The organism is Rhodococcus sp. H-CA8f (genome assembly GCF_002501585.1).
GTDB classification, from domain to species: Bacteria; Actinomycetota; Actinomycetes; order Mycobacteriales; family Mycobacteriaceae; genus Rhodococcus_F; species Rhodococcus_F erythropolis.
In genome coordinates this window covers 2371075-2383303 of sequence record NZ_CP023720.1, presented here as the reverse complement: position 1 = coordinate 2383303, position 12229 = coordinate 2371075, and the positions used below count along the sequence as shown (strand labels likewise).

The 12229-nt window shown below is 64.0% G+C and carries 9 protein-coding genes; 2 read left to right on the top strand and 7 right to left on the bottom strand.

Features of this window, described 5'->3' with window-relative positions; genetic code table 11:
• Positions 1 to 112: 112 nt before the first annotated feature.
• The 4 genes from ndk to CPI83_RS11235 are packed head-to-tail and all read right to left on the bottom strand — an operon-like array spanning position 113 to position 5120.
• Positions 113 to 532, bottom strand: coding sequence for a nucleoside-diphosphate kinase (ndk, locus tag CPI83_RS11250; RefSeq protein WP_019749070.1), 420 nt, complete (start codon positions 530 to 532; stop codon positions 113 to 115).
• Positions 533 to 550: 18 nt separating this feature from the next.
• The gene (locus CPI83_RS11245; protein WP_097387221.1) at positions 551 to 1006 is read right to left on the bottom strand and encodes a DUF4233 domain-containing protein; all 456 of its coding nucleotides are present in this window, start codon (positions 1004 to 1006) and stop codon (positions 551 to 553) included.
• Positions 1003 to 2442, bottom strand: a complete 1440-nt coding sequence (locus CPI83_RS11240; protein WP_019749072.1) for a folylpolyglutamate synthase/dihydrofolate synthase family protein — start codon at positions 2440 to 2442, stop codon at positions 1003 to 1005. The genes CPI83_RS11245 and CPI83_RS11240 overlap by 4 nt, the downstream gene beginning before the upstream one ends.
• Positions 2439 to 5120, bottom strand: coding sequence for a valine--tRNA ligase (locus CPI83_RS11235; protein ID WP_024487630.1), 2682 nt, complete (start codon positions 5118 to 5120; stop codon positions 2439 to 2441). Before CPI83_RS11235 ends, CPI83_RS11240 begins: the two co-directional genes overlap by 4 nt.
• Positions 5121 to 5292: 172 nt before the next feature.
• On the opposite strand from CPI83_RS11235, the gene CPI83_RS11230 reads away from it, so the two are divergent.
• The gene (locus tag CPI83_RS11230) at positions 5293 to 5994 is read left to right on the top strand and encodes a hypothetical protein (RefSeq protein WP_097387220.1); all 702 of its coding nucleotides are present in this window, start codon (positions 5293 to 5295) and stop codon (positions 5992 to 5994) included.
• Between the two features lie 72 nt (positions 5995 to 6066).
• On the opposite strand, the gene CPI83_RS11225 is transcribed toward CPI83_RS11230, so the two are convergent.
• The 3 genes from CPI83_RS11225 to CPI83_RS11215 all read right to left on the bottom strand — a co-directional run bounded on the left by CPI83_RS11225 (position 6067) and on the right by CPI83_RS11215 (position 9798).
• The gene (locus tag CPI83_RS11225; protein WP_046379955.1) at positions 6067 to 8100 is read right to left on the bottom strand and encodes a S9 family peptidase; all 2034 of its coding nucleotides are present in this window, start codon (positions 8098 to 8100) and stop codon (positions 6067 to 6069) included.
• Positions 8101 to 8112: 12 nt separating this feature from the next.
• Entirely contained in the window at positions 8113 to 8727 is a 615-nt protein-coding gene (locus tag CPI83_RS11220; RefSeq protein WP_003944518.1) for a GNAT family N-acetyltransferase, read from the bottom strand.
• A gap of 63 nt (positions 8728 to 8790) precedes the next feature.
• The gene (locus tag CPI83_RS11215; protein WP_019749076.1) at positions 8791 to 9798 is read right to left on the bottom strand and encodes an iron-siderophore ABC transporter substrate-binding protein; all 1008 of its coding nucleotides are present in this window, start codon (positions 9796 to 9798) and stop codon (positions 8791 to 8793) included.
• Positions 9799 to 9918: 120 nt separating this feature from the next.
• On the opposite strand from CPI83_RS11215, the gene CPI83_RS11210 reads away from it, so the two are divergent.
• Positions 9919 to 12228 carry an FdhF/YdeP family oxidoreductase gene (locus CPI83_RS11210; protein ID WP_192804730.1) on the top strand — a complete coding sequence of 770 codons (2310 nt, stop codon included), beginning with the start codon at positions 9919 to 9921 and terminating at the stop codon, positions 12226 to 12228.
• Position 12229 lies beyond the last annotated feature (1 nt).

Here is a 12229-nt window from a genome sequence, read left to right as displayed (position 1 = left end):
GCGCACCGATGTGGGATACGTGCCGAGAATTCGCTGTGGAGATGTGGGCCGAAGGCCCGTTCATGTGGGCCAGAGGCCCGTTACATGTGGGCCAGAGGCCCCGATCGAAGATTCAGATGGACGACAGCGCGGGGAACCACAGAGCGATTTCGCGCTCTGCCGACTCCACGGAGTCACTGCCGTGAACGAGGTTCTGCTGCGCTTCGAGTCCGAAGTCGCCACGGATGGTGCCCGGAAGAGCTTTGTCGACCGGGTCGGTTCCGCCGGCCAACTGACGGAAAGCAGCGATGGCGCGGGGGCCTTCGAGCACTGCGGCCACCAGCGGACCGGAGGTGATGAACTCCAACAAGCTCGGGTAGAACGGGCGCTCGGCGTGTTCTGCGTAGTGGCTACCAGCCACCTCTTCGGAAGCTACACGGAGTTCGAGTGCTGCAATTGTCAGGCCTTTGCGCTCGATACGGCTGAGGATTTCTCCTACGTATCCACGGGCAACGGCGTCGGGCTTGATCAGTACGAGGGTGCGCTCAGTCACAGCGGACAGCCTAAATGGTCAGTCCCGCTGGCCGGGAAGCAGGCCCTTGTCCATCCGGCGCTTGATGTCTCTCTGCAGGTAGACGAGGTATCCCCAGACGATCCCGAAGGTGATCGCCACACCGGCAATCGACGGGTGGACGAAGAATCCGAATAGAAGAATCACCTGCAGTGCGACGTTGAACCCCATCGCCCACGGCTTGCCCTGGACGCCGGCTCCCAGAATCATCAGTACCGCCAACCCGATGATGAATCCCGCGGAGGCCGCGGTGAGGCCACCGCCGACGACCGCGACAACCGGCAAAGCCAGCAGCACGACGATCGCCTCGAGGATCAGGGTTCCGGCCATCACTCCGCGGAAACTTTTCCAGGGGTCCTTGGTCGGAGGCCCGAACTCGCCGGCAGTGTCTCCGGACTCGTGGTCTCCGGGCTCGTGGCCTCCGGACTCGGGATTGGCATCTGACGGGGTACTCACGCGGGGTCCTTTCCGAACAGCGTGCGGGCGGCGCCTGCGGTCACGACGGATCCCGTCACCACCACACCTGCCCCTGATACGGCTTCGCCGGGTTCGGCGACCTGCTCGGCGATTTCGATCGCGACTTCCAGTGCGTCGGCAAGCACCGGCGCCACGACGACGCGCTCGTCGCCGAACTTCGCGACGGCAATGTTCGCCAGCTCCTCGACATCCATCGCCCGGGGTGACCCGTTGTGGGTGACGACGATCTCGTCGAAGACGGATTCGAATGCGGTCAAGATGGCGTCGACGTCCTTGTCCGCCATCACGCTGACAACTCCCACGAGCTTGCGGAAGTCGAACTCCGCGGCCAGTGCGGCGGCGAGAGCACGCGCACCGTCAGGATTGTGGGCGGCGTCGAGAAAGACCGTCGGCGCACTCCGAACACGTTCGAGGCGACCGGGATTGACGATCGAGGCGAACCCGTTGCGGATTGCGTCCTGATCCAGTTGTCGATCCGGACCGGCGCCGAAGAACGCTTCGACGGCAGCGAGCGCGAGCGCGGCGTTGCGCGCCTGATGCTCACCGTGAAGGGGGAGGAAGATGTCGGTGTACACACCACTCAGGCCTTGAAGTTCGAGCTGCTGTCCACCTACCGCGATCTGGCGAGCAAGCACCTTGAACTCCGAGCCTTCACGCGCGACCGCGGCCTCGACCTCGACTGCTCGGCGCAGCAATACCTCCATCACTTCTGGAGTCTGCTCGGCGATGATCGCGACGGTGTCCACCGGAACCAAGTCCTCGCGGCCCTTCTTGATGATCCCGGCCTTCTCCTCCGCGATTCCGGCCAGGTCGGTGCCCAGGTACTCGGCGTGATCGAGGCTGATCGGCGTGATCACCGCGACCTGTCCGTCGATCACGTTCGTGGCGTCCCAGCGTCCGCCGAGGCCGACCTCGACCACGGCGACGTCCACCGGAGCCTCCGCGAATGCCGCATAGGCCATCGCAGTGAGCACTTCGAACTTGCTCATCGCCGGTCCCCCGGCTTCCTGCGACTGTGCGTCGATCATCTGCACGTACGGCTCGATCTCGCGGAACGTGTCCACGTAGAGCCGCGGGGAGATCGGATGACCGTCGATGCTGATCCGCTCGGTCGCGATCTGCAGATGAGGGCTGGTGGTTCGGCCGGTACGACGATGCAGAGCGCTCATCAAGGAGTCGATCATGCGCGTCACCGACGTCTTGCCGTTGGTTCCCGTGACGTGCACCGACGGATAGTTGTGCTGCGGTGAGCCCAGGACATCCATGAGCGCCTCGATACGAGTCAGTGACGGCTCGATCTTGGTCTCAGGCCAACGCTTGTCGAGTTCTGCTTCCACCAGCGCCAGTTCGGCGATGTCGACCGGAGTCGGAACCGAACTCTGAGCGTCGAATTGGGACGGCTCGTACGAACTCACTTGTCGGCCAACTCCTTCAGACGTCCTGTGATGCGCTCGATCTCTTCGACGGCGATCTGGCGACGTGTCTTGATCTTGTCGACGACGGCGTCGGGCGCCTTCGCCAGGAAGGCCTCGTTCGCCAGCTTGTTGTCAGCGGTGACGAGCTCCTTCTGCGCTGCCGCGAGGTCCTTTTCGAGCCGCTTCTTCTCAGCGCCGAGGTCGATGGTGCCCGAGGTGTCGATGTCGACCGTGACGGTGCCCTGGCTCAGACGCACCTCGACGGAGATCGACGCGGTGAATCCCTCTTCGGGTTCGGTCAGCTTGGCAAGCGCCGCCACGTAGGCGAACTGGCCGTCCATGCCTGCCTCCGAGAGCCCGGACGCACGAGCCGGAACCTTCTGGGAAGGCTTGAGCCCCTGATCGTTTCGGAAACGTCGCACCTCGGTGATCAGCTTCTGGGTGTCTTCGATCCTGGTGGCGGCCTGGGTGTCGACTGCCACACCGGACAACGTCGGCCAGTCGGCGACGACGACGGATTCGCCACCGGTGAGCACCTTCCACAGGGTTTCGGTCACGAACGGAATGACCGGGTGCAGGAGGCGGAGCAGTGCATCGAGAACGTTGCCGAGCACGGCGCGGGTGTTCGCGGCGACAGCCTCGTCGGCGGCGAACTGCACCTTGGCGAGTTCGAGGTACCAGTCACAGACCTCGTCCCACGCGAAGTGGAACAAGCCTTCGCACGCCTTGCTGAACTCGTAGCGATCGAATGCGGCGTCCGCCTCGGCCTGGACCGTGTCGAGACGGTCGAGGATCCAACGATCGGCGTCGGTCAGTTCGCTCCGAGCAGGCAGCGGCGCGGGAGCAGCGCCGTTCATCAGTGCGAACTTGGTCGCGTTGAACAACTTGGTCGCGAAGTTGCGCGAGGACTGCGCCGAATCCTCACCGACGGACAGGTCACTGCCCGGGTTGGCGCCGCGTGCGAGTGTGAATCGCAGGGCGTCGGCGCCGAAACGATCGACCCAGTCGAGTGGGTCGATACCGTTGCCGCGAGACTTCGACATCTTCTTGCCGTACTGATCGCGGACCAGTCCGTGCAGGAACACGTCCTTGAACGGCATCTGCGCGCCGGACTTACCCGGACCGGCGGTGATCGACTCGTCCTCGGACACGTAGGTGCCGAACATCATCATGCGGGCGACCCAGAAGAACAGTATGTCGTAGCCGGTGACGAGAACGCTGGTGGGATAGAACTTTTCGAGTTCGGGCGTGTTGTCGGGCCAGCCCATCGTCGAGAAGGGCCACAGTCCCGAGGAGAACCAGGTGTCGAGGACGTCGGGATCCTGGACCCAGCCTTCCGGTGCCGTTTCGTCGGGACCGAAGCACGCAACTTCACCCTCGGGGCCGTACCAGACCGGAATGCGGTGGCCCCACCAGAGCTGGCGGGAAATGCACCAGTCGTGCATGTTGTCGACCCAGTCGAACCATCGCGGTTCCTGGCTCGCCGGGTGAATGACGGTGTCCCCGTTGCGAACCGCGTCACCCGCAGCCTTGGCGAGCGTCTCGACCTTGACCCACCACTGCAACGAGAGACGAGGCTCGATGGCCTCGCCACTGCGCTCGGAGTGCCCGACGCTGTGCAGGTACGGGCGCTTCTCGGCGACGACGCGGCCCTGCTCGGCGAGAGCTTCGCGAACCTTGACGCGAGCCTCGAAGCGGTCCATACCGTCGAATTCGGTTCCCGTGTCGGCGATCTTGCCGGTCTTGTCCATGATGGTGGGCATCGGCAGGTTGTGCCGCAGGCCCATCTCGAAGTCGTTGGGGTCGTGAGCCGGCGTGATCTTCACTGCGCCGGTTCCGAACTCGGGGTCGACGTAGTCGTCCGCGATGATCGGAATCTGACGCCCGGTGAACGGATGATCGAGAGTGGTTCCGATGAGGTGCTTGTAGCGCTCGTCTTCGGGATGTACCGCCACTGCGGTATCACCGAGCATCGTCTCGACGCGAGTGGTCGCGACGATGACGTGCGGCTCGTTGTCGTCGAGCGAGCCGTAGCGCAGGGAAACCAGCTCACCCTCGACGTCCTCGAACTTCACCTCGATGTCGGAGATCGCGGTCTGCAGCACCGGCGACCAGTTCACGAGACGCTCGGCGCGGTAGATCAGACCCTCGTCGAACATGCGCTTGAAGACGGTCTGAACGGCGCGCGAGAGGCCCTCGTCCATCGTGAAACGATCGCGACTCCAGTCGACACCGTCACCGATGCGCCGCATCTGGCCCCCGATGGTTCCACCCGATTCGCGCTTCCAGTCCCAGACTTTGTCGATGAAGAGCTCGCGGCCGAAATCTTCCTTTGTCTTGCCGTCGGCAGCGAGCTGCTTCTCGACGACGGACTGCGTGGCGATACCGGCGTGATCCATGCCAGGTAGCCACAGCACCTCGTAGCCCTGCATCCGCTTGCGACGGCTGAGCACGTCCATGAGGGTGTGATCCAGGGCATGGCCCATGTGCAAGCTGCCCGTGACGTTCGGGGGCGGCAGCACGATGGAGTAGCCGGGCTTGTCGCTGGTCGCGTCGGCCTGGAAGTACCCGGCGTCTACCCAGCCTTGATACAGATCGGCCTCTACAGCGCTGGGGTCCCAGCTCTTGGGTAGGGCGTCGGCGGGGGTCTGGGGGTTCTCTGGAGCTGCACTGGTCACCACTTGATCCTAATGACTCCCCCGTCGTGAACGAATTCGCCCGTCGGCCGCCGCGGCGCACACGAACGACTGCCCCGCAGTCCGGGGTCAGCCGAACAAACGATATTCACCGATCCGCTCCGCTGACAGGATCGCTCTGAAGGACGACCGACCAACTACCTGTGGAGCAAATATGTTGAACAACTGGAGTTCTCGCCGTCCCGGCGTTCGAACCTTGGCGGCGGCCGCGACGATCGGAGCGGCGGTTGCCCTCGTGCTTCCGGCGACTGCGTCCGCGGCCCCCGGCATCGAAGAAAGTGTGCAAGGAAGCATCGACAGTGGCAGCGCCACGATCAACAGAAGCGTCGGCGATATCGGGAACGACATCGCAAACGGCATCGCCAGCGGCAGCGTGGGCGACATCGTCGGCGGGATCGCCACTGGGAACCTCAACGACGTTCTCGGCGGCCTGAACGCCGGCTCGACCAGCGCGACGGACATCGTCAACGGCCTGGCCAGTGGCAACGTCAGGGACATTCTCAGTGGCCTGGCCAGCGGCAGCGGCGGCGGCGGATCGTTTGCACCCACGCAGCGCTGCGACGCCTCGACCGTCTCGGGCGGCGCAGGAATCACCAGCACCAAGCACGAACTCGGCCGCGGTGGCCCGACCTCGTTCGTGCTCGGCTACGAGACCGAAAACGTCCCGGACCTGATCGAGGTGTACTACGAAGGTCGGTTGATCCACAGCACCGGATACATCGGCGACAACATCAACGAGGGAACTGGTTCAGCTGTCGTCAACGTGCCCGCCGGTGGGGCGTCGTCCGTTCTGGTTCGCGTCACGGGCCCTGACCACACCGAGTGGTCGTACACCGTTCGTTGCCCCGGCGCCTGAGTCCGGTCCGGATCCGCGCGAAGACGATCGTGCCTCGTTCGGCTGCTTCAGCCGAACGAGGCATGCGCGCGTTCAGCCCAGAATCTCCGGCAGCGCGACATCTTCGCCGAGAACGTGCTCGGAGAGGAACGCGGTGACCACCTCGTACCAGATCTTGGTGTGCTGCGGCTTGAGCACCCAGTGATTCTCGTCGGGGAAGTACAGGAAGCGATGGTCCGTTTTCCCGTCGTCGTCGGCGGGCAGACCTGACTCGGCGAGCAGTTCGTACCAGAGTCGCAAGCCCTCACCGATCGGAACCCGGTAGTCCTTGTCGCCATGGATGACCAGCATCGGAGTCGTGATGTCCGCGACGTACAGGTGTGGCGAGTTCTCGACGGCCATCTCCGGCGACATCTCGCGTTGCCAGTACCAGGCCGCGTCCGTCGTCGGGCCGAATTGATCGAGTGCCCAGAGGCTTGCGTGGGTGACGATCGCGTCGAAACGGTTGGTATGGCCGGCGATCCAGTTGGCCATGTAACCGCCGAACGAACCACCCATCGCGCCGGTTCGCTTGGGGTCGATCTCGGGCTGCGCGACGGCAGCATCGGTGATCGCCATCAGATCGGTGAAGGGCGCCTTGCCCCACTGACCCCACCCGCGCTGGACGAAATCCTGCCCGTATCCGGTCGAGAGTGCGGGATCGGGCAGCAGTACGGCATAGCCCTTGGCGACGAGCAGCCACGGGTTCCACCGCCAGGACCAGGTGTTCCACGAACCGAGTGGGCCGCCGTGGACCCAGAGGAGCAACGGCACCGGCGCGTGCGGTGCGGCGCCGGTCGGCAGTGCCAACCAACTCCGGATTGTCGAACCGTCCTCGGCGCGAGCGGTGATCTCGGTCAGTGTTCCCGGCAGCTCCGGCAATGCGTCGGGTCCACGAAGTGCGGTGATCTCACCGGATCCCAGATCCACCCGCACCACGTGCGGCGGCGCTTCGTACGAGGCTCGCAACGCGTAGATCGACTCGCCGTCCGGCGCCACTCGAACATCGGTGTACGCCGCGTCGTCGGCTGTCAGGCGCACCGGCTGACCCCACAGGTCGATGGTGAAGATCGGCCCTCGGCCGCCGTCGTCAGCGGTGACCACCAGCCCGGATCCGTCGGGTAGCCAGGCAAGTGAGGTAGGCCAGCGATCCCAGCCGTCGGCCACGCCGGTCACGGCACCGGATCCGAAGTCGTAGAGCTGCAGAGTCATTCGCGGTGCGGACTCCGGCGTGGTGAGAGTCTCCCGGATGAACGCGAGCTTGGTTCCGTCCGGCGAGAGCACCGGGTTGTAGACGTCCGCGTCGGCCTCGTCGACAAGGGTGGTTCGGTCGCCGGTCACCGTGTCGATCCGAACCAACGTCGATCGGCGGGCGGCACTCGCATCGCCGACAGTCCACGTTGTCACGACGAAGAGACCGTCGTCGGAAATCGTGGTCGACGTCTCTCGCAGCGCCGCGCCTGCAGTTGGTGTGATGTCCCGCAACTCGACGGATTCCTTCGAATCCGTCTCGGCGACAACCAGATGCGGATGATCGGGGCCCAGGTCGTGGTCCCAGTGGCGCACCGGATATCCGGTGTGCAGCATCGCCGTGACCTTCTTGTCCTTGCGCGCCGATCGCACCTGATCGTCCTGGTCGAGGCTGATCGCCGAAGCCATGACCGAAGTCTGGGCCACGAACGTCGGCGCCGCCTTGGCCGCTGATACCGACGAGACACCACCGGGACGTGAGATCAACAGCTGAGCTTCTCCGCCCGCCGCGGGCAAGCGCCAGAGTGCGGGTTGCGGATCGCTCTCGCCCGGCACGGCTCGCGTGGCGGTGAAGAGCACGTCGCCGTCGAACGCGAAGGCAGCACCCGACTCGCTGGTCGAGCCCCAGGTCAACCGACGCGCCGGACGCCGACCTTCCGGGTCGATCTCCCACAACGAGGACACGTATTCGGCGCTCTTGTCGTCGAGAACGGCGCGCGCGCAGATCAGCAGCGAGCCGTCGGGTGACAACACCAGGCCGGACAACCTGGCCAAGGCGATGTAGTCGTCGAGTTCGTCGAACGGTGTGCCTGCGTGGAGCTCGGGAATCTGGGTCACCACTAGTTGGTATCACGCGCCCCGCGGTTGACGCATCATTGCGTAGATCGTCGGCCCGCCGCCTGGCATGACGATGTCACGGGTCACTTCGAAACCGAAGCGGTTGTAGTACGGGATGTTCGATTCCTTGCTGCTCTCGAGGTAAGCGTCGACGTGTTCACGATCGCAACGCTCCAACCGGGAGTTCAGTAGTGCTTTGCCGTATCCCCCACCGCGCGCCGCGCTGCCGGTCCCGACCGTCGCGAGATACCAGTGCGGCGAATTCGGATGTGCTCCTTCGAGAACGGAGCTGACCTCGGCCGCGTGTCGTAGCCCCCTGCCGAAGACACGCACCATTGCGGGCAGGCTCACGAGCCCGGAAATCCACGACTGCTTCCACCGCCCCGGCGGATCCCACAGAGTTGCCCCGCCGATCACGCCGTTGTCATCGGTGGCCACCTCGACACCGCCACCGGCGAAGTGGTGGTAACGAGCTTCTGCGGCAAACAGTTTCGTCAGGCGCTCAGCCCTGGAGTCCTCGTCCGGCAACATCCAGGCCATCAAAGGATCATCTTCGAACGCCTCGGCCAACACCGCCGACAGCGCCGGAATATCGGATCGGACAGCCGGCCGCACGTGTACACCCATGAGGCGAGAGTACCGCCGACTGTCCGAATCCCTGGACTTTGAACAGCGCTGTCCTTGAACCGATCAGACGAGCAAGCCCGCAATCCGCGGCGGAATCTGTTCGAGCGCATACGGCAAGCTCAGTACGGTGCTCCACGTCATGGCTTCGGCAGCAGCGTCTTCCAGAATGATCGCGCGGCCGTCCTTCACGACGTCGAGTTCCTGGTAGATCGGGGTCTTGTCCAATTCCGCCCGAAGCTTGTCGCCGTAGCCACCACCGGCGTACCAGACGAGTACGTCGACGTCCGCAAGCGAGAGTTGCTCGGTGCTGATCTCGGCGAAGTTACCCGTGATCTGATCGGTGACAGGCGGATTCACGAATCCGAGTTCAGTGAAGAACCTCACCTTGGGGTCTTCCGGTCCGTAGACCCCGAATTGCCCCGGCCCCTTCAACGCGCCGACCAGAACGGTCTTGCCGGCAAACGCCGGATTGGCCGTCTTCACGTCGGCGAACTTCTTGTCGACGCCGGCGATCAGCTCGGTGGCCTTTCCTTGCTGCCCCAGCGCTTCGCCGATGATGGTCGTCTGGTTCTGCCAGGGGATTCCGTAATCCGCGAACTCCTTCGGCTGCGCCACCGTCGGCGCAATGGCACTGAGTTTGTCGTACTGCGCCTGAGTAAGCCCGGAGTAGGTGCCGACAATCAGGTCGGGTGTCGTGGCAGCGACCTTCTCCATCTGAATGGTGGTGCCCGCGGTTCCGATGATCTCGGGAGTCGCCCCGTTCAACAACGGCTGCGCCCATGGCCACACACCGTAGGGGTAATCGCCGTACCAGTCGAAGGTTCCGACCAAAGTCCCACCGAGGGCGAGGATCGCATCTTGATCGTTGTATCCGACACTGACGATCCGCTGCGGATCCTCGGGCAGCTCGGTAGCCCCAAATTTGTGGGTGATCGATCCCGCAGAGTCCCCGCTGGGGGGCGTGTCCTCGTCGTTCGAACTGGAGCAGGCTGCGGCGAATGCCAGCAACGCTCCCGACGTGCCGATCAGAAATCCGCGCCGGGTCAGCCGACCTGCGTCCGTTCGATCCATGCTCTTACCCCTTAAGTCCGCTCGTTCGGTAGGTAAGGCTAGCCGATGAATGTCGCATTCCGGTGAGTTCGACCGGCCCATTCGATGGCAGTACCGCGCCGTTCGGGCCAGTATGGAGACATGACGCGCCAGGGCCCCTCGAAAGACATCGACGAATCGGATCTCGAAGTCACGCACCCCAAGGACTACGCCGCCGGAGTGCCGGCCGTTCTGGTGTCGCTGCAACGAGGAATCGAGCAGATGGGAGCCTTGCGGACCGCCCGAACGCTCACCAGGCTCAACCAGCGTCACGGCTTCGACTGCCCGGGGTGTGCGTGGCCGGAGACTCCCGGACATCGCAAGCCCGCCGAGTTCTGCGAGAACGGAGCGAAGGCCGTTGCCGAGGAAGCAACGCTTCGCACGGTCACGCCTGAATTCTTCGCGGAGCACTCGATCGCCGACCTCGAAGGCAAGACCGATTACTGGCTCGGCCAACAGGGCCGACTGACGCACCCGATGGTCCTGACCCCGGGAGCAACCCATTACCAGCCGATCGACTGGGACGGCGCGTACGCACTGATCGCCGAACATCTGAACGGCCTCGCGTCGCCGGACGAAGCAGTGTTCTACACCTCCGGTCGCACGTCCAACGAAGCAGCGTTTCTCTACCAGTTGATGATTCGTAGCTACGGCACCAACAACATGCCCGACTGTTCCAACATGTGTCACGAGTCGTCCGGAAGCGCACTGACCGAATCCATCGGCATCGGCAAAGGCTCGGTGACGGTTCCCGACCTCGAGAACGCCGATCTCATCCTCATCGCCGGACAGAATCCCGGCACCAACCACCCTCGAATGCTCTCGACACTCGAGAAGGCAAAGGGCAACGGCGCCAAGATCATTGCCATCAATCCCCTCCCCGAGGCGGGATTGCGACGGTTCAAGGACCCGCAGAAAGTCTCCGGCGTGATCGGGCACGGAGTCGACATCGCGGATGAGTTCCTGCAGATCCGGCTGGGCGGCGACATGGCGCTGTTCCAAGGTCTGGGGAAGCTGCTGCTCGAGCAGGAAGATCGCGCTCCCGGCACCGTGGTCGATCGCGCATTCGTCGACCGCTACTGCGCCGGTTGGGACGAATACGAGAAGCACATCCGCGCGGTCGATCTCGACACGGTACTCGAGGCGACGGGCCTGTCGATGGCGCAGCTCGAGGAAACGGCTGCCGCGCTTGCCCGATCCGAGCGAACCGTCACCTGCTGGGCCATGGGCATCACTCAGCACACACACGGAGTCGCCACCATCGAAGAAGCGGTCAACCTGCTGCTCATGCGTGGAATGATGGGCAAACCCGGTGCCGGGGTCTGTCCGGTGCGAGGACACTCCAATGTCCAGGGTGACCGCACGATGGGCATCTGGGAGAAGATGCCGGAAGAGTTCCTGTCCGCGCTCGACACCGAGTTCTCGATCTCGAGCCCTCGCAAGCACGGGTGGGACACCGTCGACGCGATCCGCGCGATGAATGCCGGCAAGGCAAGCTTCTTCATGGCGATGGGCGGCAACTTCATCCAGGCCAGCCCGGACACCGCAGCCACCGAAACCGCGCTGCGCCAATGCGAACTCACCGTTCAGGTTTCCACCAAACTGAACCGAAGCCACGTCGTTCACGGGCAGACCGCAATCATCCTCCCCACCCTCGGACGCACGGACCTCGACGTCCAGGCCGGCGGAAAGCAGCTTGTCTCCGTAGAAGATTCGATGTCCATGGTGCACCTGTCGCGCGGACGCCTCACGCCGGTCAGCCCCTACCTACGTAGCGAAGTCGCCATCATCTGCCAACTCGCCCGCGAACTACTCGGCAGCGATCACTCCGTCCGCTGGTCGGCCTTCGAGGGCAACTACGACCTGATTCGCGACTCCATCTCACGAGTGGTGCCCGGATGCGAAAACTACAACACCCGGGTTCGCCAGCCGGATGGATTCCAGCTCCCACACCCACCGCGTGACTCGCGTGAGTTCCGCACGCACACCGGCAAAGCCAACTTCGGTGTGAACGAACTTCACTGGATACCCACCCCGAGCGGGCGCCTGATACTGCAGACCATGCGCAGCCACGACCAGTACAACACCACGATCTACGGCCTCGACGACAGATACCGCGGTATCAAGGGCGGACGCAAGGTCATCCTCGTCAATGCCGAAGACATCACTGCACTCGGATTCCGCGACGGCGATCTCGTCGACATCGTGTCCGAGTGGACAACACCAGACGGAACACTCGAAGAGCGTCGGGTCACGGAATTCCGCATCGTCTCCTACGACACCCCCCGCGGCAATGCGGCGGCGTACTACCCCGAGACAAATCCGCTCGTTCCCCTCGAACACGTTGCAGCCAAGTCGAACACGCCGGTCTCGAAGGCCGTCACTGTTCGACTCGAAGCATCAGGCGCCTGAG

Bases quoted from the DNA above. Each gene is read 5' to 3' on its own strand.
- CPI83_RS11230 (WP_097387220.1), top strand. From the start codon at position 5,293: ATGTTGAACAACTGGAGTTCTCGCCGTCCCGGCGTTCGAACCTTGGCG.
- CPI83_RS11210 (WP_192804730.1), top strand. From the start codon at position 9,919: ATGACGCGCCAGGGCCCCTCGAAAGACATCGACGAATCGGATCTCGAA.
- CPI83_RS11220 (WP_003944518.1), bottom strand. From the start codon at position 8,727: ATGGGTGTACACGTGCGGCCGGCTGTCCGATCCGATATTCCGGCGCTG.
- CPI83_RS11215 (WP_019749076.1), bottom strand. From the start codon at position 9,798: ATGGATCGAACGGACGCAGGTCGGCTGACCCGGCGCGGATTTCTGATC.